The following is a 20,319-nucleotide window of genomic DNA, read 5'->3' on the forward strand; positions in this document are numbered from 1 at the left end:
GCCACCCGCTACGACAAGACCGCCGAGTCCTACCAAGCAGCCGTCACCCTCGCCTCGCTCCTGATGTGGGCGTGACATTTGAAGACAACTCCTAGTGGCGCCACCGAAACCCTCGAGGTCGAAGGGAATGACGCGCACGGTGACGTGGTCGGCTTCGGAGAGGTCCAGCGCATGGGTGAGTTGGGCTCTTGAAGTGGCACGGTTGCCGACCATGATGCGCAGTGCCGCCTCGTGGACGACGCCGTCGTACCGCTTGGGCGCGGGACCTTCGAGCAGTGCCTTGCGGTGCATTCGGTGCCGTACGCGCAACTCGACTTCTTCCGCCGGAAGTTCGGGCACGCGGTAGGAGAAGACCGCGCGTGCGTACTGCTCCGTCTGGAGAAGGCCGGGGATGTAGAGGAACTGGACGTCCCGCAGAAATGCCGCGTGGTGCTCCAGCTCGGCAAGGTCGAGAAACGGTGTTGGCAGCAAGCCGCGGTACGCCTCCCACCACCCGCGGGTCCGGTCGGTGGCCAGGGCGCCCAGGGCTTCCACGAACGCTTCGTCGGTGCAGACGTACTGTGCCGCAAGTCTGCGCAGCCGCTTTTCGCTCACGCCCGCGAGGCCGGCTTCGATCTGACTGATCTGCGCGGGGCTCACTCCGAGCAGTGTGGCCGCTTCCCGCGATGCGAGCCCGGCCGCTTCGCGGAGGCGGCGCAGTTCGGCCGCCAGGCGCATTTGACGTGCCGTCGGGTCTCGCCTCAATGCCATTGGCTTCCCCTCTCGGCCCGCCCATGCACGTGACTCGTTCGGGGGCAGATTACGCGACCGTCTTGCGAGATCTAAATAGTTAGGTCTACTTTCGGTGACGTAAAGGTCACCCTGTGGCACCCGGGATCCCGGAAGCGCACCGCTCCGTCCTGTCGTGACGGCTGCGGCACTGCCACCGCCCGGTGTCGCCTCATCCCAGTCAACTCCTCGTTCCAAGAACGGAGTTCACGCATGTCCGAAGCCGAGCCCTGGAGTTACACCCTGCATGTCCCGCAGGACGTGCGGGCGGTCACCGTCTGCCGTCGTACCGTCCGCCTGGTCCTGACCCTCCATGGTCTGATCCGGCTGGTGGATGTCGCCGAGCTGATGGCTGCGGAGCTGGTCTCCAACGCCGTACGGCACACGAAAGGGCCCGCGGCGCTGCGGCTGAACTGGCGTGACGGGGTGCTGCGGATCGGCGCCTGGGACGCGAGCCCGATGCCACCGCCGTACGACCTGCCGGTCGCGGCCGACGCGGAAGCGGGCCGGGGTCTCGTCCTCGTTCGAGCCTGCGCCGACGACTGGGGCTGGCATCCGCTGAGGCAGGGCGGCGACATCGGCAAGTACGTGTGGTGCGACCTGGCTGCCGCGTGATCGTTGATCACGTCGGACGGAATGGGGAGGATCCGTTCGTCGACGAACGGCCCTGACCTGCCGACCGGAGCCGGAGGTTCGGATCCGGGGTGGTCGGATCGGACGCCTTGCCGGCGTACGCCTTCCCCTGGTCCTGTCAGACGGGCATGGCCCGCGCGTGCTCGTTCCGGAGCGTTCTCCAGGCCAGTTCCTGAGCCGGACCGGGCATGGCCGGAGTCGGGTGACCGGCCCTGTCGATGAGTACCAGGGCGGTGGCGATGAATCCGAGGCTCAGGGAGCGGAGGATTCCCTGATCCGACGTCGTGAACCGGTCCACGGCCACTTCGGAGAACTTCCGGAAGTCCCTGAAATCTATGACGCATTCACCAGCGACGAGTTGTCCCACACCCGAGCTTGTCCCGTAGAGCCCGGAGTAGACGTCCGAACTTCCCTTGAATGCGTGTGCGACCTCGGCCTCAGGGCACCAGATGACCCGTCCGGGCATGTCGGATGAGTGGAACCTGAAGTTAACCGGAGAGCTCAATCCATATCCAAGGTGTGGGATTCCCTGCGATAGGGACGGGTCATGAGAGCCAGTCGCTGTGGCCTCCACAGATCGTCCCTCTCGTTCAGGGTCAGTTCGCCGTTCCTGCGGAGCAGCCAGACGACCTCGAACTGATAGTGCAGAACGGCGTCGCCCTCGACTCGATCCAGCAGGGGTTCCACCAGGCGGATCATGTCGTCCTGCTGATCCGAAGTGTCCGCTTCCTTGCCCATGCGAAATCCGACGCCGACCGTCGGAGTGAAGCCGAGGCTCGTGACGATGGGGTCCCACGGCTGCGGTGGCCGCTGCTGGATCACGCTGACACAGGTCCCTGGACGTGTGTACCCGAACGCCCCCTTGTCCGTCAGTCGCTCACCCGTGATCGACTCGTCGAACACACCGGATTCCCTGCCGATCTCGGCGAGCCAGGCCGCGACTTCGGACGCGGACGACTGTGTCGCGATGTCGAGGTCGTATTCGATTGCCATACAGAATGATTCCCTTGGTTCCTACGGATAGAGATGAACTATGTTGCCTTCGCGGTCGATCACCATCACCTCCTTCAAGCCTTCCTTGGGCCAGCTCTGAAACTGCTGACGAAGAGCACCGAGGTCGGCTCCGCTGTCCCCGAGGTTCAGGACGACCCGCTCCGTCTGTCCCTTGTCCACCTTCTTTTCCACGGCCCGCCAAATGGAGCGGGGGTTGTCGGAGGTGGGGGCGTAGTTGTCGAAGATCTTCCCTTCGACACGGAAATCGGGCTTGGTTCCGTTGGGCATCTTGCCAGGAGACTGTTCGACGTCGTACCCCTGCCGGGCCAAGGTCTCGGCCGAGTGGACCTCTCGCCCCTTTGCGCGCACTGTCTCCGCGTCGTCATTCTTGCTGAGCGATTCAGGATTTCCACGGGGCCGGGCATCCGGATCGGTCTGCCCCGACGGCTTCGTCCGGTCGACGTCGGCTGCTGTGTCCCAGTCGCCGCTGCCGCCCCCGCCTGATCCGTCGGATGTCATGTCGACTCTGTCGGGCCCCATCGCGTCGTTCATGATGCTGGTCGCCCCGGCGCCCGCAATCGAGAGTCCGGTGACTATCTGGGCCGCGGCCGCCACGTTGATCGGAATCCCGAGAGCCGCCCCGATCCCGGTCGCGTCCAGCAGGACGCCGCCGACCTCCTCGCCGGCCCCCGCCACCGCCAGCCCGAGCCCCCCGAGCACGGCCATCGTCGAACCGAGGTCGTCCACCATGGCCTTGCCGATGGAAGCGAGGTCCGAGACGAGGACCTCCCCCGCCTCCTTCATCGTCTCCCCGACCTCGGACGCGACGGAGTCGACGGTGTTGCCGAACTTGTCCCATCCGGAGTCGTGCATGCCGTCGTGGGTGATCGCGCGGTGGATGACGGCGGCAGCTCGGTCCGCGGCGTCGTCGCGCACGCGCTTGGCCTCCCGCAGCTGGGCCTTCGCGGCGCCCAGGTCGTCGGCGGCGTCGTCCCGCTTCTTCTTCAGCCGCACAGACTCGGGGTCGTTGTCCTTCGTGTGCGGCGGCAGACTCCCGATGCTCTTGGTCGCCGACCGGTGCTCGGCGTCCGCGTCCTTGGCCGCTTTCAACGCCTCGCCGGCCAACTGCTGCGCGTGTTCGAGTGCGGAGGCCCAGTCGGTGGTGCTGTCCTGGCGGACGCGGGTACCCATCGCGCTCGCGGCTTTGTCGTACCGGTGGTATGCCTTCCGTAGAGGCTTGATGGTGTCCTGCGCCGTGTCACGGAAGGCGTCGGCCGCCTTGGACTTCCAGGACTCGACCCCGCTCAGCGCCTCGACATCGCCCGCTTCGCGCTGAATGTCGTTCGCCATTTCGCGGAGCGACTGGCCGAGCAGCGCGATCGCGTCCGGGTCGCCCGGTACCGGGTCGCCGTCCTCACCCAGCACGGACTACTCGTGGACCGGTGGACGGTTCACGCGGGCCCCGCGCCCTGTTTGGCCTTCGCGTCCTGCCGGCGCAGGGCGGCCGCGAGTTCCGCGTCGATGGCGTCGTAGCTCTTGGCGGCCTCCCAGGTGATCGTGCCGAGGGTCTTGATCTGGGCGGCCAGGTCCTTGCGATGGATCTTCCAGTTGCTCGCGAAGTCGTCGAACGCGTCGACGATGTGCTTGTTCCCCAGTTCCGCCGCGGAGAAGTCCTCGGCCGGGTTGGCTCGGTCGGTGAAGGAGTGGTGGATCCGCTGCAACGCGCGAGAGCACTCGCGTATGCGCTGGGTGTCCGCCTTCAGATCGCTCATCGATGCCCCGTGGTCCGACGCGCGGTTCCGTCCCCGCGCTGCTCCGTGTTCATGCCAACCTTGTGACCCTATTGAGGTCGGGTCTGGCGTTGGTATAGCCGAATTCAACTGCGGGCAAAGGGTGCTGGTCTCTCTCCGGACCTGCACGCGTCAACAGGTGGATTACGCAGAGCTCGTAGGGGCCGTCTCGTGGATGTTGTGAAAGATGTGAGAGGTCAACGGTGGCGACGAGCGTCGGAGTGATGCGGTAACTCGGCTGACCCGGGCGGTTGGTGATGAAACGGGCGGGCGGGGGTCAAAGCCGTCCGTCCGGTCTTCGACACCCTCCTTAGACTCTCAGTAGGCTCGGTTCACCCCCGAACTCACGCTCACCCCACACGACCCCAGGACATCCGCCATGGCGCGACGCACCACCTCCAGTCCGACGGGCGGCTCGCCGGGTCCGAGGAATCGGACGCCGCAGCCCCTGCCCCGGCGTCGTCGGACGTTCGGGGACTTCGTGAAGGCGTTCGGGGCGCTCCTCGCCCTGCTGGTGCTGCTCGTCGGGGTGCCCGGCGCGCTGGTGTCCGCCGTGGGCTGGCCGCTGCCTCACGGGGCGCCCTCGATGGACTGGCTCCAGCAGGAGATCACCGTCGGCACGTTCATCCACGTGCTCACCGTCATCGTGTGGCTCGCGTGGGCGCAGTTCACCGCGTGCGTCCTCGTCGAGATGAAGGCCGCGCTGTCGGGCGTCGGCCTGCCGAACCGCGTGCCGGGGGCCGGGCCCAGCCAGTTGCTGGCCCGTCAGCTCGTCGCGGCGCTCCTGCTCGTCGGCGCCGCCGCCGCGAGCTTCACGCCGGGCCTCTCCCAGTTCGGCCAGAGCCTGGAGGGCAACCAGCACGGCTCCGTCGCCGCCGCACGGCAGACCCCGGGCGGGCTGCTCGGGCAGCAGCAGGAGCGGGCCGCCGCCGGAGCCGCCGCCGCGGTCGCCGAGCAGGCCGCCGAGGCCGCGGCCCGGGCCGCCGCCCAGCCTGACGCCGGCACCTCCGCTCGGCACGGAGACACGAAGTACTACCGGATCCAGCCCCCCGAGGGCCGTCACCACGACTCGCTCTGGGAGATCGCGCAGCGCCACCTCGGCGACGGGCGCCGGTACAAGGAGATCTACGAGCTCAACAAGGACCGTACGCAGCCCGACGGGTCCAGGCTGTCCGAGGCCAGCCTCATCCGGCCCGGCTGGATCATGGAGATGCCCGGCGACGCCCACGGCGGCGAACTCGTCGAGATGCCCGACGCGAAGCCGGGGATCCCGGAGCAGGTCCAGCAGCAGATCCACGACTACGCGAAGTCCGGCGACCACCAGCAGGCGGGAGGCGAGCAGGGCTCCGGCGAGCAGGGCGGCGACGCCGGCCGGGGTGGCCAGAGTGCCCAGGCCGGTCAGAGCGGTCAGGACGGCCAAGGCGACCGGGACACCACTCAGTTCCGCGTGCCCCAGCAGCGGGTCGGCGGCGACGCCGGCCAGGAGCGCGGGCACGACTCCTTCGACGGCACCTCCGCGGACTCGCGCGACGGACAGGGCTCGCAGTCGGCCTCCGACGAGAGCGGAACCTCCTTCGGGCTGCCCGAGGCACTCGTCGGCGCGCCCCTCCTCGCCGCGGGCCTCCTCGGTGCCCTCGGCCGGCGCCGCCGCCAGGCCCTGTGGCAGTCGGCGCTCGGCGCCGTCGGCGGGCGACGGGGCATGGAACCGCCGGTTCCGACCGGATCGGCCGCGGACGCCCAGGACGCGCTGCTCGTGGGCGCCGACCCCGAGGGCGTACGCCTCCTCGACCTGTCGCTGCGCGGACTCGCGGCCGCTCTCGCCGCCGAGTCGCGCCCGCTGCCGACCGTCTACGCGGCCTGGCTCGGCGGCAACGGCGATCTGCACCTCCAGCTCGCCCAGCCGGCCGGGAAGCCGCCCGCGCCGTGGCAGCTCGGCCAGGACCAGACGTTCTGGATGCTGGCACGGGCGGACGCCGAGCGGTACGAGGAGGTCGACACCGCCGCGCCCTACCCGGGCCTCGTCAGCCTCGGCACCATGGACGACTCGCGGCTGCTGCTCAACCTGGAGGCCGTGCCCGGCATCGTCTCCCTCAGCGGAAACGCGACCGACCGGGCCGGTGTCTTCGCCTCCGTCGCCGCCGAGTTGGCCACCAACGGCTGGTCGGACCGCATGACGATCACCCTCGTCGGCTTCGGCGAGGACCTGACACCGCTCGCGCCCAACCGGCTGCGTCACCTCGACGGCATCGAGGCGCTCGTCGAGACGATGGAGGCCGAGACGCGGCAGCGGCGCGGTGCGCTGGGCGCCGCCGGACACGACTCCGTGCTCACCGGCCGCACCGGGCCCGCCCAGCACACCCGTTGGGCTCCGCACCTCGTCCTCCTGGCCGTCGAGCCGTCCCCGGCCGACGCCCTCAGACTCGCCGAACTGGCGTCGGACGCGGGTCGGTTGGGGATCGGCTATCTCGTCGGCACCGAGGGCGGCGAACTGCCGGGCGCCGCCTGGGAGATGGAGATCACCGGCGAGGGCAAGCTGCTCGCGCCGCTCCTCGGCCTCGAACTCGACGCGCAGCTGCTGCCGGTCGCCCAGCAGCAGGCGGTCGTGGAACTCTTCGTCGAAGCGGACCCGGAGGGCGGGCCCGACGGGCCGACCGACTCCCCGCCGTTCCTGGTCGACATCAGCGAACAGGGGCGGCCCGCCGTGTACGCGCGGCTCGTGGGCCCGTACGAGATCATCGGCCTGGAGACGCCCGAAGGCGAACGCAGTCCGCTGCTGCACGAGGCGCTGGCGCTGCTCCTGCTGCACCGCGAGGGGGTGCACCCGCGTGTGCTGTCCTCCGCGCTGTGGCCGCGCGGGGTCACCGAGGACGTGCGGGACGCGCTCGTCGAGCGGCTGCGCCGCTGGCTCGGCAACGACCCCGACGGAACTCCTCGCCTGGGCGCCGACACGAGCGGACGGCTCACCCTCGCCAAGTCCGTCGTCTCCGACCTGGACGTGCTGCGCTCCCTCTATCACGAGGCGACGCAGGGTAACGGTGTCAACAGCCGGGTAGTTCGCGGGCGGTTGCTCACCGACGCGCTCGTCCTCGTCCGCGGTCCGCTGCTCGCCGACCGCCCGGAGGGGCGGTACGGCTGGCTCACCCACGAGATCATCGACGCGCAACTTCCGCTGCTCGTCGCGGACATCGGGCTCGCGCTGTCCGCGTTCCATCTGGAGAAGGACCGGGCGGAGAAGGCGATCGAGGCGCTGAACGCGTCGATGAACTCGGCGCCCGCGGACGAGCGGCTGTGGAACGAACTGCTGCGCGCGACGCATGCGACGGGGGACGAGGACAAGGTGAAGCGGCTCGCGGCGGACCTGGTGTCCCGTAGCGGGGCGCGGGGGCTGCCGCCCCGGACGGAGGCGCTGCTCGACGAACTGCTGCCGAACTGGCGGAGCGGTGCGGCGGCGGTGAGCTGACGCCTGCCGGCTCCGGCAACCGGTCGAACGCGTACCGGTGCGGCCCGCGCAGACAACGGGTCGAACGCGTACCGGCGGCCGTCGCAGCCGGCACCGACCGCCGAACGGACCGCACACCGGCCATCGGCGGAACCCGTGCCGACGGATGGCACGCCGGCCATCGGCGGAACCCGTGCCGACGGCCGGACGTACTCCTACCGACGGTCGGGCTCACCTCCTACCGACGGCGGGACGTATTCCTACCGACGGCGGCCGAACTCGCGACGGCCGCCGAACCCGGCGGTCGTGAGCGGCGGCCGTCGCCGGTGTCGCGCACGACCGGCGTGGTCGTTGCGGTCGTCGTACAAGTCGTTTTAAGTCATTCAAGTCGTACAACCGGACTCGTTCTGGGGGGAACGCGTGGATCTCGATCTCTGGATCATCGTCGTCGCCGCGCTCTGGGGCGCGGCGGCGGGGTTTCTGGTGCCCCGGCCCGCGTACCGGTTCGCCGTCGACCCGGACGAGCCGTGGCGGGACCGCTGTCCCGAAGGACAGCCCATCGCCGGGGCCGCGCGCGGATGGCTGGGGCTCGCCCGTTCGCCGGGCGGAACGCGTTACGGTCCCAGCGTTCTCCTCGTCGCTCCGGTCACCGCACTGCTCTGCGCCGGGCTCGCCCTCGCGACCGGTACCCGTCCTGAGCTGGGCGTCTGGCTGCTGCTCGCGCCGCTCGGCGTCCTGCTCGCCGTGGTCGACTTCCGGGTGCAGCGGCTGCCGGACGCGCTGACCCTGCCGCTCGCGGCGGCGGCGCTCGCGCTGCTCGGGGTGGCCGCCGTGCTGCCCGAGCACGCGGGGAAATGGCTGACGGCGCTGTTCGGGGCGCTCGCGCTCGGGGGCGGATACTTCGTGCTCTTCCTCATCAACCCGAACGGCATGGGCTTCGGCGATGTGAAACTCGCGCTCGGCCTCGGCGCGGTACTCGGCTGGTACGGGTGGAGCGTGGTCGTCCTCGGCACCTTCGCCGGGTTCCTGTTCGGCGCGCTGTACGGGACGGTGCTGGTGATCGCGCGGCGCGCGGGGCGCAAGACGTCGATCCCGTTCGGCCCGTTCCTCATCGCCGGGGCGTACGTGGGACTGCTGATCGGGGCCTACGCGGCCTGACGGGGGCGGCGCGTCCGGGGCGGTCCGGAGGGGCTTGACCCCGGGCGGTCCCGGGGACGCGTGGCCTCGGTGGCCCGGCGGGCCGGTGGGCCTGGCGTCGGCCGGTGCGGTGGGCTGGCGTAGGGTGGTTGAGTCTGTCCACAACCCTTACGAAAGGGACGCTCCCGGTGACCGAGAAGGCCGACCTTCAGTCTGTCCTGGACCGTGCCGCCGAGGGTGGGCGGATCACCCCCGAAGAGGCGCTCGCTCTCTACCGCGACGCCCCGCTGCACGCGCTCGGCGCCGCCGCCGACGCCGTACGCCGCCGCAGGTACGCGGGTACCGAGCACATCGCGACGTACATCATCGAGCGCAACATCAACTACACGAACGTGTGCGTCACGGCGTGCAAGTTCTGCGCCTTCTACGCGGCCCCCAAGGACACCGCCAAGGGCTGGACGCGCGACCTCGACGACATCCTGCGCCGCTGCGCGGAGACCGTCGAGCTCGGCGGCACGCAGATCATGTTCCAGGGCGGACACCACCCGGACTACGGCGTCGAGTACTACGAGAAGCACTTCGCCGCGATCAAGGGCGCGTACCCGCAGCTGGTCATCCACTCCCTCGGCGCGTCCGAGGTCGAGCACATGGCCCGGATCTCCAAGGTGAGCGTCGAGGAGGCCATCCAGCGGATCCACGCGGCCGGCCTCGACTCGTTCGCCGGTGCCGGTGCCGAGCTGCTCCCGGCCAGGCCGCGCAAGGCGATCGCCCCGCTCAAGGAGAGCGGCGAGCGCTGGCTGGAGATCATGGAGATCGCGCACGGGCTGGGCGTCGAGTCGACGTCCACCATGCTGATGGGCACCGGCGAGACCAACGCCGAACGCATCGAGCACCTGCGGATGATCCGTGACGTACAGGACCGGACGGGCGGCTTCCGCGCCTTCATCCCGTACACCTACCAGCCCGAGAACAACCACCTGAAGGGCCGTACGCAGGCGACGCTCTTCGAGTACCTGCGGATGATCGCGATCGCCCGCCTCTTCCTCGACAACGTCGCCCACATCCAGGGCTCCTGGCTGACCACGGGCAAGGAGGTCGGCCAGCTCTCCCTGCACTACGGCGCGGACGACCTCGGCTCGATCATGCTGGAGGAGAACGTCGTCTCCTCCGCAGGCGCCAAGCACCGCTCCAATCGCATGGAGATCATCGACCTGATCCGCAAGGCGGACCGGGTCCCGGCCCAGCGGACCACGACGTACGAGCACATCGTCGTCCACGACGACCCGGCGGACGACCCGGTCGACGAGCGCGTGATGTCCCACATCTCCTCGACGGCGATCGAGGGCGGCACGGCGCATCCCGAGCTGAAGCTGCTCGCCTCCAACTGACGCGCCCATGCTGACGATTCACGTTGCCGAGCAGTCGCAGGAGACCGCGGTCCTGGTGGACGGGGCGGCCGTCGCCGCCGTCGGCCCGTACGAGGACCTGGTCGCCGTGCGCCCGTCCGCGAAGGTGCGGCGCTGGCCCGGCATCCTGACGCCGGGACTGCTGAACCCTTACGGCCCGGAGCTCCTGGAAGCCTCCTACCATCCGGACCCGCGCGAGGCCGAGGCGCTCGGCACCGAGCCCATCGGCGGGGAGCGGGCCCGGGCGATCTTCCGCGCCGACCCCGCGCGCCTCGGGGGGAGCGTGCGGCGCGGGATCCAGCGGATGCTGGCCCACGGCACGGTGGCGGTGGGCGGGGAGCTGCGGTCGCGAGCGGTGGCCGAGGCGGTGCGCAGGGTCGGCCTCGCGGTGGGACGGCGGCCCGACCGGCTCCCGGGTCCGCCGGCGCTGTCCCCGACCCCGCTGATCCTGCTGCCGGGGCTGGTGCCCGGCGGTCCCGCCCGATTCGCCGTGTTCGATGTCGCGGACCGCGCCGAACTGGTCGGGCGCGGTGCGGGAACCTGCGTGGCGACCGTGATCGGCGGCCGACTGGTGTACCGCGGCCTCTGATCAGCTTCGTGGTTTACGGCGGCTGCTGATCAATGCCATGCTGCACCGCGCCCGCTGATCAACGCCACGGTGTACGGCGGCCGCTGATCAACGCCATGGTCCACTACGGTCGTTGATCTCGGCTCGTGCCGGGAAGTGAGCTGATCGCGGCCCGTACCGGGGGAAGCCGGGTCAGCCCGCGAACGCCTTCGCGAACGCCCCCGAACCCTGCTTCACGCCGCTGCAGTCGGTCGCCGCGTCGCCCGCCGTCGCGCTGCCCTTCTCGCACTGCTGGTCCCGGAACGTCGACCACATCGACACCCAGGCCACCCCCTTCTTGGCGGCGAACTCCCTCACCTGCGCCGCGTCCGCGAGGCCGAACGTCTCGTTGGCCACGTCGTTCACGCCGATCATCGAGGTGAGCGCGAGCCCCTGCCAGGCGGCGGAGTCCGACAGCCCGAACACCTTCTTGAGCTGGGTGTGGGCCGCTTCGGCGGACGTGATCGCGTAGTCGCCCATGTCATCGGCGTACGAACTGCCGTAGTTCATGGTCATGATGTTGACCGTGGAGACGTCCACGGAGTGGTCGTTGGCGGACTCCAGGAGTGCCAGGCCGTCGGCGTCGAGCCCGGACGGCATGACGGGCAGGGTGAAGGACACCGTCAGCCCGGGGCGTTCCTTCTGGAGCAGCGCGATGGCCTCGGAGCGCAGTGCGACCGAGTCGGAGTCGCTCAACCGGGCGCCCTCGATGTCGAAGTCCGCCTGTGTGGAGCCGGCCGCGTCCAGTGCCGCGCCGTAGGCCGCGGCGAGGTCGCTCGCGCTGTCGCACGTCGACGCGAGTTCCTTGCCGGACGCGCCGCCGAACGACACCCGTACGCTCCCGCCGGACTTCTTGAGCGCCGAGATCCGGGACTTCACGGCCGAGTCGCCGATCGCGTACATGCCGTCCCACTTCGGTGCGCAGCCGTTGCCGTCCGAGATCACGAAGGCCAGGTTGTACGTGGTCGGCGACCCGGCGGAGTCGGTGCCGGCGGCGGTCGTGGCGCTCACGTACGGGGCGTACGAGGTGGCCGACGACTCCTCCGTCCCCGAGTTCGGGGACGCCGCCGCGGCCGTCGTCCGGCCGGCCCGCGAGGACGCCGGGTCAGAGGCGTCGTCGCCGCCCGAGGAGCACCCCGTACAGGCCAGGGCCACCAGACAGAGAACCGCCGCGGCCGGCCTCAGGAAACTCCGCATTGTGTATGCACCCACTCTCGTGATCTCTCGCGATCTCGTGTGATTCTCGTGATGTCTGTCTCAGGACGGAAACAAACGGTCGTTTCCCGACTGGAAATGTGTCACACCCGGAACGGATTTCCGAATGGAGATCACGCGGGGAATGCGCGACAGAAAGTGTCGACAAAAGGGGTGATGCGGACTCCGAAAGGGTGCATATCTCTCATATTCATCGGGTCCGGGCGGGGTGGACTTTTCTCGATTCTCATAGAGAAACTACAGGTTGAGGCATCCCTCATGGGCCGTTCACACAGAATCCAGAGTTTCTGGCACATAAACGGGTCCTACCGTCTGGGGAATGCAATCCGAGTCCGCCATCGAAAACCATGCCCAGGTGCGCGGCCGTCGCCGCAAACGCGGCGGCGCTGCCGTGGACGGCCCCGTGTTCGTCGACAACTCCGGGCGCCGCGCCCGCCTGCTGAGCAGAGTCGGCATGCTCGTCGGCGTCGGCTGCCTCGGTTACGCGGTCGTCCTCGGTATGGCCTTCATGGGCTGGGGCACCTCGCTGACGCCGTCCTCGCTCCTCCCCTTCGACGGCGGCCGGGCCGGCTCGGTGCCCGGTGGAGGCTATGGCGGGCAGCAGGGTGGCATCGCCCCCAGTGGTGCCCCGGGCCGTGTGCCCACCGGAACCCCGCCCTCGGATCCGCCGACCGGGTCCGCGTCCTCCTCCGCCCCCACGGCGACCGCCGGGGCGTCCGCCTCCACCGGCGCCAACTGACGGGGACGCGGCCACTCACATGACCACGACGACGCCCGCGCGCGGCCGACGGCGCGCCCCCTCCAGGATGGAGCGGGCCGCCGGAAAGGCCGCGGCGCTCCAGAAACCTCGTGTCATCCTCGCCCTGCTGCTCCTGCTCGCGCTGATCAGCGTGATGCTGCTCGACGGCTATCTGCGCTCCGAGATCGGCAACGACGCCCGGGTGCGCGACGGCGCCGCCTACGACAAGGTTCCCCAGAAGATCCTCGACGGCGGCCCCATCCTGACGTTCGCGGGAGGGACCGCGAAGACACAGTCCGTCCCGAAGAAGACCATCGTGCTGACCTTCGACGACGGGCCGACCGCGAACTGGACGCCCGAGGTTCTCGAGGTCCTGGAGGAGAACGACGTCGAGGGCACCTTCTTCATGGTCGGCTCGATGGTCTCCCGCTACCCGGACGTCGTGAAGACCCTCGTGGACCAGGGCAACGAGGTCGGCATCCACACCTTCACCCACGTCGACCTCTCGTATCAGAGCACCGCCCGTCTGCAACGAGAGCTGAAGCAGACGCAGTTGGCCCTCGCGGGCGCGGCCGGCGTCACCACCACGCTGTTCCGTGCCCCGTACTCGTCGGAGATCAGCGCCGTCGACAACTACAGCTGGCCCGTCTACAAGGAGCTCGGCAGCCTCGGCTACACCAGCGTCTTCGTCGACACCGACAGCGACGACTGGAAGAAGCCGGGCGTCTCGAAGATCGTCCAGTGGGCGACGCCGAAGAACGGCCAGGGCGCCATCGTCCTCATGCACGACGCGGGCGGCGACCGCTCGCAGACGGTCGCCGCGCTCGGCACGTACATCAAGAAGATGAAGGCGAAGGGCTACACCTTCACCACGGTCAGCGGTGCCCAGGCCAAGCTGAACCGCGCCGCGGCCAAGGCGCGCGACACCGCGGGGGCCAACGGGGCGAGCCTGCCTCCGGGACGGCAGGCCGACGGGCAGGGGTCCGACGGGCAGCAGTCCGGCGCCGGTTCGGCGGGTGCGACAACGGGTGCCGGTATGGGCACGGGTTCGGGTGCGGGTGCGACAGCGGGTGCCGGTACGGGTGCGGGTTCGGGTGCGGGCGGTGCCGCGCAGGCTGCCCAGCGGAAGGCCACCGGCGCGACCCTCTACGAGGGCAAGGCGCTCGTCTACGCCGTGGCGGTCGCCGAGTGGGTCGTACCGGCGCTGTCCTGGTTCCTCGTCGTCGTCGGCGTCGCCGTCATGGGCCGGTTCGCGATGATGCTGGTTCTCGCGCGCCGTCACTACCGGCAGCGCAACCGCAGGCGCGGGCGGGGCGGGAAGTTCGGCTGGGGGCCGACGGTCACCCGGCCGGTGACCGTGATCGTGCCCGCGTACAACGAGAAGGAGTGCATCGCCAACACCCTGAAGTCGCTGGCGAGGAGCACGCATCCGATCGAGATCATCGTGGTCGACGACGGTTCCGATGACGACACCTCCGAGATCGCCGAGTCGCTCGGCATGCCGAACGTCCGGGTCATCCGGCAGGAGAACGCGGGCAAGCCCGCCGCGCTCAACAACGGTGTCCGCAACGCCCGTCACGACATCGTCGTGATGATGGACGGCGACACCGTCTTCGAGCCGGACGCCGTGCACCAGCTCGTGCAGCCCTTCGCCGACCCGGAGATCGGGGCGGTCGCGGGCAACGCCAAGGTCGGCAACCGGACCACCATGATCGGTGCCTGGCAGCACATCGAGTACGTGATGGGCTTCAACCTCGACCGCCGCATGTACGACCTGCTGCGCTGCATGCCCACCATCCCCGGCGCGATCGGCGCCTTCCGCCGCGACGCGGTGCTGGAGACCGGCGGCATGAGCGAGGACACGCTCGCCGAGGACACCGACATCACCATCGCCATGCACCGCGCGGGATGGCGGGTCGTCTACCAGGAGCACGCCAAGGCCTGGACGGAGGCGCCCGGTTCGTTCAAGCAGCTCTGGTCGCAGCGCTACCGCTGGTCGTACGGCACCATGCAGGCGCTGTGGAAGCACCGCAAGTCCCTGACGGACAGGGGCCCTTCGGGCCGCTTCGGGCGCGTGGGCATGCCCCTGGTGGTGCTCTTCCAGATCGTCACGCCGGTGTTCGCGCCGCTCATCGACGTCTTCACCGTCTACTCGATGCTCTTCGTGGACTTCCGGGCGGCGCTGCTCGCCTGGCTGGCCGTCCTCGCGGTCCAGCTGATCTGCGCCGCCTACGCGTTCCGGCTCGACCGGGAGAAGTACCGCTACCTCGCGATGCTGCCGCTTCAGCAGCTCGCCTACCGCCAGATGATGTACCTGGTTCTGATCCACTCCTGCGTCACAGCCCTTACCGGCGGCCGCCTCCGCTGGCAGAAGCTCAAGCGCACGGGCGAGGTCGGAACCCCGGCAGGAGTGAGCTAGATGAGCTGGGGGCCCGAACAGCAGGGGCAGTACGGACAGCAGGCGTACCCGGGGTATCAGGGCTACCCGGGTCATCAGGGGTACCAGGGGCAACCGGAGTACGGCCAGGAGGACCCCGGGTACTGGCAGCCGTACGCGCACCCGGCGCCGTACGAGGAACAGTGGCCGTACGTTCCCGAGGAACCCGGGACGGTCTCGACGGCGGTGCCCTCGGCCCCCGCGCACGACGAACCCCCGGCGGCCTCCGCGGCCGACAGCCCGGACCCGGGCACGTCCGAGCGGGCCGATCCGGCTCCGGAGGGGAGAACCGGGGGCCGCGACCGCTACTTCGACACCCTCCGCGCCGTCGCCCTGGTCCGGGTCGTCACCTACCACACCTTCGGCTGGGCCTGGGCCGGACTGGTCTTCCCGTCGATGGGCGTGATGTTCGCGCTCGCCGGCACACTGATGGCCAAGTCCCTGGAACGCGCCGCGCTCAAGGTGGTCCGGAGCCGGATGCGGCGACTGCTGCCGCCGTTCTGGTTCTGGGGCTTCTTCGTCGTGCTGGCGATGATGATCCACGGCTGGATGCCTGGCCGGCAGATCGTGTTCTGGGTCGTCCCGGTCGGCGACCCTCCGGGCAACCAGTGGGGCATGCAGGCCTGGGAGATCCTCTGGTACCTGCGGACGTACCTCTGGTTCGTGCTGCTCTCCCCCCTGCTGCTGAAGATCTTCCGCAAGGCCCCGATCCCGGTGCTGCTCCTCTCGCTCGTCCCGATCGTGGTCTTCCAGTACGGATGGCAGCCGTCGGACGACCGCCTCGGCAGCGCCCTCACCGACCTCGCCACCTATCTCTTCTGCTGGCTCCTCGGCTTCGCCCACCGCGAGAGGGTGCTCCAGCGCCTGAAGCCGGCCGCGGTGGTCCTCGGCTCGATCGCGGCCCTCGCGTACGGCGGCTGGTACGCCTTCGCGCACCAGTCGGAGTTCGGCACCTACGACCTCGACGAGAACCCCCTCGCCCAGGCCTTCTGGTCGGCGGGCTTCGTGACGCCGCTGATGTACTTCAAGGCGTACTACGACGTCGACTTCGCCTGGCTGGCCCGCTTCAAGCGGCTCGACCGCACGGTGACGGTCTTCAACGCGCGCGCGGTGACGATCTACCTCTGGCACGAGATCGCGCTGGTCCTGGCCGTCCCGCTGATCGACCAGTTCTGGAAGGTGCCCGCCTTCGAGAAATGGCTGCCCCTGGAGAGCCAGTGGTTCATGTTCGCCGTCGGCTGGCTGCTGATCTGGATCGCGATCCCCCTGTTCGGCTGGGTCGAGGACGTGGCCGCCCGCAAGCGGCCCCGGCTGCTGCCGTAGCGGCTCGAAGGGTGAACCTCGCCCCGGTTGGCGGTGTGAGGGCGCGTACAACGAGCACGACGCGATCTTGGTTACGGAGCATGGGAGAAATTCCCACAGAGAGGCTGACGTACCTCATGCGTCGTTCCCTGCTCGCCGCCTCCACCGCGGCGACCGCCCTCACCGCCGCCCTGTCACTGGCACTGAACACCCCGGCCGCCGCCGGAGCCGTCCGTGGCCACGAACCCGAGCCCTGGGTGAAGCGCAGTGCCGTGATGCGCGCGAATCCCAAGGACTTCCATTCACTGTGCCGCAGACAGAAGGACGGGGTGCCCGAGCGCCGGACCTTCCCGCTGTTCGAGCATCAAAGGGGCTTCACGGCGATCGAGGACTTCAAGCGCCAGGACGCGGACGGCACGGTGTTCTGGTCCGGCCACGACCCGAAGCATCCGGAGAACACGATCTCCGTGTCCATCATCGGCGCGTGTACCGCCGGACCGGTCACCCTGTCCGGCGAGATCGAGGCGGGCTTCCGGCAGTACCTCTACAAGCCGGTGGCCAAGAGGCCGGGCAGGTATCTGCTCCAGGAGATCGACCCCCTGAAACTGCCGCCGAGCGGTCAGGGCGTGGACACGGTGACCGTGCCGCCGACGAGGTCGGCCAGGCCGCACAACCCGGATCTGCGGGTCGCCACCCCCGACAACCCGGCGGCCATCGACATCGTCGTCGCCTACACCCCCGCCACCGTCACCGAGCTCGGCAGCGTCGCGGCCGTCCAGAGCCGGATCCAGTACGGCGTGAACCAGCTCAACAGGGCTCTCGCGACCAGCCACGTGCCGGCCAGCGTGCACGCCGTGAACACGTATCAGACCGCTGCGACCGGCGTCGCCCGTGAGAACGCCGGAACCCTGCTGAGCATGATCAGCAACCCCTTGAACCTGACCCTCGGCGTCACGGCCGCCGCCCAGCGGGCCACCTACGGCGCCGACCTGGTGGCCCTGCTGGCCTCCATTCCGGCCGAGGACAGCTCCGGTCAGGCCAACCTGCCCAACCCGGCGGGCCCGGCGACCGACAACAACGCGTTCTCGGTCACCAGCGTCTTCTCCATGACGGCGTGGGAGAACCTCGCGCACGAGATCGGGCACAACTTCGGTCTGATGCACGACCGCAAGACGGTGGTGGCCCAGGGCGGAACGACTCCGGTGGGCACCCAGAACTACGGCTGGGTCACTCCCGACCAGCGGCACCACACGATCATGGCCTACTCCAGCGCCTGCACTCTGCGGTGCACGGTCGTGAACCAGTACTCCAACACTGTGAACCAGCTCAACGGCCAGGCCCTCGGCGACGAGAACAACAACAACGCCGCCGTCGCGACGAGGGCCGCCGAGTTCCTGGCCGGCTACCGGGCCTCCAGGGTCACCAACCGGGTCTCCCTCACCATGGCGTCCAGCCCCGTCGCCGGAGGCCAACTCCAGCCGAGCGAGTACGGCCCGTACGACCCCGGCACACAGGTCACCGTCACCGCCGAGGCCGACCCCGGCTTCCAGTTCAGCGGCTGGCAGGTCGACGGTGTGCCCCAGACCGACACCACGCCCAACTACACGATCACCATGAACGCCGCCCACACCATCACCGCGCTGTTCACCGAGATCCCGGAGCCCCCGCAGTAGCACCCGTGCCACCGGACGGCGCCGCACCCTCCCCGCTGTTCAGGGGGAGGGTGCGGCCCTGTTCCCGTACGCCCGGAACTCCGGGGCTGACCCTCGGCGGGCCCCCGCCTGACCCCCGGCGCGGCCCCGGCGTGACCTCCTGCGCGGTCTCCGACGTGACCCCCGGCGGGATCCGTGGCAGCGTCCGCGGCCGGGTGCCTCGGAGCCGTCCGGCCCGTACTGCCACAATGGGACGGTGACCCGCGCATCCCTGGACAAGCAGCCGCACGAAGTCGCCTCGATGTTCGACGACGTGGCGGAACGGTACGACCTCACGAACGACCTGCTGTCGCTCGGCCAGGACCGGGCGTGGCGCAAGGAGGTCGCGAAGGCGGTCGACGCGCGCCCCGCGCAGAAGATCCTGGACCTCGCGGCCGGCACGGCGACCTCGTCGCTCCCCTTCGCCCGCACCGGCGCGTACGTCGTCCCGTGCGACTTCTCCCTCGGGATGCTCCGCGTCGGCAAGCGGAACCACCCCTGGCTGCCGCTGACCGCCGGCGACGCGACCAGGCTCCCCTTCAAGGACGACACGTTCGACGCCGTCACGATCTCCTTCGGGCTGCGCAACGTGCAGGAGACCGACACCGCGCTCAGCGAGCTGTACCGCGTGACCAAGCCTGGCGGGCGCGTCGTGATCTGCGAGTTCTCGCACCCCACGTGGGCGCCGTTCCGCACGGTCTACACCGAGTACCTGATGCGCGCGCTGCCCCCGGTCGCCCGCGCCGCCTCCTCCAACCCCGACGCGTACGTGTATCTCGCCGAGTCCATCCGCGCCTGGCCGACCCAGCCGCAACTGGCCGAGCGGCTGATCAAGGCCGGCTGGTCGAAGGTGGCCTGGCGCAACCTGACGGGCGGCATCGTGGCCCTCCACCGGGGCTACAAGCAGGTCTGATCCCGGGGGAACCGGCCCGGAGCGGCTACCTGAGCACCTCGAACGGGTCCCCGGGCAGTTCGAGTTCTCGGCGCAGCCCACCCGACGGCGGACGGAGCGGGCGCGGCTCACGCACTCCGGCGCCGCCCTCCGCGTCCCCCAGGTCGAACCACACCGTGACGACGGCTCCGCGCGGCACTTCGGCCCCGGGCTGCGGAAATTGCCGTACGACGTAGTCGACGACCGTCCTAGGGAAATCGGGCCGGTCGGGCGCGGCGAGCAGAACACCGCGAGCCTCTGCCGTCTCACGCGCGTCCACGGCCATCAGACCGACCAGCCGCGGTACGCGAACTTCGGGTGTCTTGGGTGTTATGCGCACAGGCGTCACCCCCAGCGGTACCGGAAGGGTAAGCCTCGCCCTGGTCCTTCGGGAAGCCGTCAGGAGACGCGCCGGAGGCAGTCAGAAGACGCGCCGGACTCTGCCACGGCGTCGGCCCGGGGGAGCTGCCACATGGCTGGGCCGGGGGGCCGTCACAGTGTCGGTGCCGGGAGTTGCCACGTGGCTGGCTCGGGGAGCCTTCATGGCACCGGCCCCGGGGAGCCGCCACAGCACCGGCCCGGGTAGCCGCCACATGGGCCGGCCCGGGGAGCCGTCACAGCGCCGGCCCCGGGAACTGTGACAGCACCGGCCGGCAGCTGTCACAGGGCCAGCCGGTAGCGGTGGCCCTCCTGCCGCGACGAGGGCAGGGTGAACCGATCCGCGAGCTCCATGCCGAGCCGTCTCGTCACCGCGATGGAACGGGCGTTGCCCGCGTTGACCATGGCCACCACGTCCGTGACGCCCGCCGCGCGCACCCGCTCCAGGGTGGTCCGCGCCGCCGCCGTGACGTACCCCTTGCCCCAGTGCGCGTGTCCGAGCCGCCAGCCGATCTCGATCTTCCCGGCCGGACCCCAGGCGTGCGGCCACGGCTGCGCGCCCGTGAAGCCCAGCACCTCGTCCCCGGGGCCGACCATCGTCCACAGGCAGAACCCGTGCTCCGCGTCGTGCCGCCGCTGGCGCGCGGTGAGTTCCTCGTAGACGGACCGCTCGGCCGCGCGGCCACCGTGGAACTCCATGACCTCGGGGTCGTCGAAGACGCGGTGCCACGCGAGGGCGTCCTCGTCGGTGGGGACGCGCAGTCGTACATCGGGGAGAGCTCGGTTCACGGGGCAGCCCTTCAGCCGGGTGATCGGTACCGCTGCATAGACTGCCCATGTCCAGTGCCCGTCG

19 protein-coding genes are annotated in these 20,319 nt (G+C 69.9%); 11 read left to right on the top strand and 8 right to left on the bottom strand.

From position 1 onward, the window contains the following. On the bottom strand, positions 1–750 hold a 750-nt coding region (locus tag ABZV42_RS34850; RefSeq protein WP_356055461.1), incomplete at its 3' end, for a helix-turn-helix transcriptional regulator. Positions 751–981: 231 nt separating this feature from the next. On the opposite strand from ABZV42_RS34850, the gene ABZV42_RS34855 reads away from it, so the two are divergent. After that, a complete protein-coding gene (locus ABZV42_RS34855) occupies positions 982–1,383 on the top strand; it encodes an ATP-binding protein (RefSeq protein ID WP_356055463.1) in 402 nt (133 codons plus the stop codon). A 136-nt stretch (positions 1,384–1,519) separates the two neighbouring features. On the opposite strand, the gene ABZV42_RS34860 is transcribed toward ABZV42_RS34855, so the two are convergent. The 4 genes from ABZV42_RS34860 to ABZV42_RS34875 are packed head-to-tail and all read right to left on the bottom strand — an operon-like array spanning position 1,520 to position 4,166. Next, on the bottom strand, positions 1,520–1,867 hold the full coding sequence (locus ABZV42_RS34860) for a DUF6086 family protein (protein WP_355983138.1): 348 nt from the start codon (positions 1,865–1,867) through the stop codon (positions 1,520–1,522). 35 nt (positions 1,868–1,902) lie between these two features. Continuing rightward, the gene (locus ABZV42_RS34865; protein ID WP_356055465.1) at positions 1,903–2,394 is read right to left on the bottom strand and encodes a SitI3 family protein; all 492 of its coding nucleotides are present in this window, start codon (positions 2,392–2,394) and stop codon (positions 1,903–1,905) included. Positions 2,395–2,415: 21 nt separating this feature from the next. Next, the gene (locus ABZV42_RS34870; protein WP_356055467.1) at positions 2,416–3,819 is read right to left on the bottom strand and encodes a putative T7SS-secreted protein; all 1,404 of its coding nucleotides are present in this window, start codon (positions 3,817–3,819) and stop codon (positions 2,416–2,418) included. Positions 3,820–3,845: 26 nt separating this feature from the next. Next, entirely contained in the window at positions 3,846–4,166 is a 321-nt protein-coding gene (locus ABZV42_RS34875) for a hypothetical protein (RefSeq protein WP_355983132.1), read from the bottom strand. Positions 4,167–4,563: 397 nt separating this feature from the next. Here ABZV42_RS34875 and ABZV42_RS34880 point away from each other — a divergent pair, with 397 nt between their 5' ends. The 4 genes from ABZV42_RS34880 to ABZV42_RS34895 all read left to right on the top strand — a co-directional run bounded on the left by ABZV42_RS34880 (position 4,564) and on the right by ABZV42_RS34895 (position 10,755). Further along, positions 4,564–7,644 carry a BTAD domain-containing putative transcriptional regulator gene (locus ABZV42_RS34880; RefSeq protein WP_355983130.1) on the top strand — a complete coding sequence of 1,027 codons (3,081 nt, stop codon included), beginning with the start codon at positions 4,564–4,566 and terminating at the stop codon, positions 7,642–7,644. 399 nt (positions 7,645–8,043) lie between these two features. Further along, positions 8,044–8,781: an A24 family peptidase gene (locus ABZV42_RS34885; RefSeq protein WP_355983129.1), complete on the top strand. Its 738-nt coding sequence runs from the start codon at positions 8,044–8,046 to the stop codon at positions 8,779–8,781. Positions 8,782–8,948: 167 nt separating this feature from the next. Next, the gene (gene mqnC, locus ABZV42_RS34890) at positions 8,949–10,148 is read left to right on the top strand and encodes a cyclic dehypoxanthinyl futalosine synthase (RefSeq protein ID WP_356055469.1); all 1,200 of its coding nucleotides are present in this window, start codon (positions 8,949–8,951) and stop codon (positions 10,146–10,148) included. 7 nt (positions 10,149–10,155) lie between these two features. Continuing rightward, positions 10,156–10,755 carry a hypothetical protein gene (locus ABZV42_RS34895; RefSeq protein ID WP_356055471.1) on the top strand — a complete coding sequence of 200 codons (600 nt, stop codon included), beginning with the start codon at positions 10,156–10,158 and terminating at the stop codon, positions 10,753–10,755. A gap of 171 nt (positions 10,756–10,926) precedes the next feature. Here the strand turns inward: ABZV42_RS34895 and ABZV42_RS34900 are convergent, their stop codons facing one another. Further along, entirely contained in the window at positions 10,927–11,784 is an 858-nt protein-coding gene (locus tag ABZV42_RS34900; protein WP_355983123.1) for a chitinase, read from the bottom strand. Here ABZV42_RS34900 and ABZV42_RS34905 point away from each other — a divergent pair. The 6 genes from ABZV42_RS34905 (at position 11,774) to ABZV42_RS34930 (ending at position 19,070) form a co-directional block, all read left to right on the top strand. Further along, positions 11,774–12,013: a hypothetical protein gene (locus tag ABZV42_RS34905; protein ID WP_355983121.1), complete on the top strand. Its 240-nt coding sequence runs from the start codon at positions 11,774–11,776 to the stop codon at positions 12,011–12,013. The two genes, ABZV42_RS34900 and ABZV42_RS34905, sit on opposite strands and share 11 nt — an antisense overlap. Before the next feature lie 294 nt (positions 12,014–12,307). Continuing rightward, a complete protein-coding gene (locus tag ABZV42_RS34910) occupies positions 12,308–12,727 on the top strand; it encodes a hypothetical protein (protein ID WP_355983119.1) in 420 nt (139 codons plus the stop codon). A gap of 19 nt (positions 12,728–12,746) precedes the next feature. Further along, positions 12,747–15,146 (top strand): glycosyltransferase, encoded by a 2,400-nt coding sequence (locus ABZV42_RS34915; RefSeq protein ID WP_356055473.1) that lies wholly within the window; start codon positions 12,747–12,749, stop codon positions 15,144–15,146. Continuing rightward, entirely contained in the window at positions 15,147–16,487 is a 1,341-nt protein-coding gene (locus tag ABZV42_RS34920; protein WP_356055475.1) for an acyltransferase family protein, read from the top strand. A gap of 116 nt (positions 16,488–16,603) precedes the next feature. Next, positions 16,604–18,139, top strand: a complete 1,536-nt coding sequence (locus ABZV42_RS34925; protein WP_355983113.1) for a M12 family metallo-peptidase — start codon at positions 16,604–16,606, stop codon at positions 18,137–18,139. A gap of 235 nt (positions 18,140–18,374) precedes the next feature. Beyond that, positions 18,375–19,070: a demethylmenaquinone methyltransferase gene (locus ABZV42_RS34930; RefSeq protein WP_355983111.1), complete on the top strand. Its 696-nt coding sequence runs from the start codon at positions 18,375–18,377 to the stop codon at positions 19,068–19,070. Positions 19,071–19,095: 25 nt separating this feature from the next. Here ABZV42_RS34930 and ABZV42_RS34935 read toward each other — a convergent pair whose 3' ends face one another. Both ABZV42_RS34935 and ABZV42_RS34940 read right to left on the bottom strand, forming a co-directional pair. Continuing rightward, entirely contained in the window at positions 19,096–19,428 is a 333-nt protein-coding gene (locus tag ABZV42_RS34935) for a PASTA domain-containing protein (RefSeq protein ID WP_356055477.1), read from the bottom strand. 320 nt (positions 19,429–19,748) lie between these two features. Continuing rightward, positions 19,749–20,255, bottom strand: a complete 507-nt coding sequence (locus ABZV42_RS34940) for a GNAT family N-acetyltransferase (RefSeq protein WP_355983108.1) — start codon at positions 20,253–20,255, stop codon at positions 19,749–19,751. Positions 20,256–20,319: the final 64 nt, after the last annotated feature.

It is taken from the genome of Streptomyces sp. NPDC005281 (assembly GCF_040607495.1).
In the GTDB taxonomy this organism is placed as follows: domain Bacteria; phylum Actinomycetota; class Actinomycetes; order Streptomycetales; family Streptomycetaceae; genus Streptomyces.

Excerpts from the sequence above, each read along its gene's own strand:
- ABZV42_RS34855 (WP_356055463.1), top strand. The coding sequence starts at position 982 with ATGTCCGAAGCCGAGCCCTGGAGTTACACCCTGCATGTCCCGCAGGAC.
- ABZV42_RS34865 (WP_356055465.1), bottom strand. The coding sequence starts at position 2,394 with ATGGCAATCGAATACGACCTCGACATCGCGACACAGTCGTCCGCGTCC.
- ABZV42_RS34915 (WP_356055473.1), top strand. The coding sequence starts at position 12,747 with ATGACCACGACGACGCCCGCGCGCGGCCGACGGCGCGCCCCCTCCAGG.
- ABZV42_RS34925 (WP_355983113.1), top strand. The coding sequence starts at position 16,604 with ATGCGTCGTTCCCTGCTCGCCGCCTCCACCGCGGCGACCGCCCTCACC.
- ABZV42_RS34895 (WP_356055471.1), top strand. The coding sequence starts at position 10,156 with ATGCTGACGATTCACGTTGCCGAGCAGTCGCAGGAGACCGCGGTCCTG.
- ABZV42_RS34910 (WP_355983119.1), top strand. The coding sequence starts at position 12,308 with ATGCAATCCGAGTCCGCCATCGAAAACCATGCCCAGGTGCGCGGCCGT.
- ABZV42_RS34880 (WP_355983130.1), top strand. The coding sequence starts at position 4,564 with ATGGCGCGACGCACCACCTCCAGTCCGACGGGCGGCTCGCCGGGTCCG.
- ABZV42_RS34920 (WP_356055475.1), top strand. The coding sequence starts at position 15,147 with ATGAGCTGGGGGCCCGAACAGCAGGGGCAGTACGGACAGCAGGCGTAC.
- ABZV42_RS34860 (WP_355983138.1), bottom strand. The coding sequence starts at position 1,867 with ATGCCCGGACGGGTCATCTGGTGCCCTGAGGCCGAGGTCGCACACGCA.
- ABZV42_RS34875 (WP_355983132.1), bottom strand. The coding sequence starts at position 4,166 with ATGAGCGATCTGAAGGCGGACACCCAGCGCATACGCGAGTGCTCTCGC.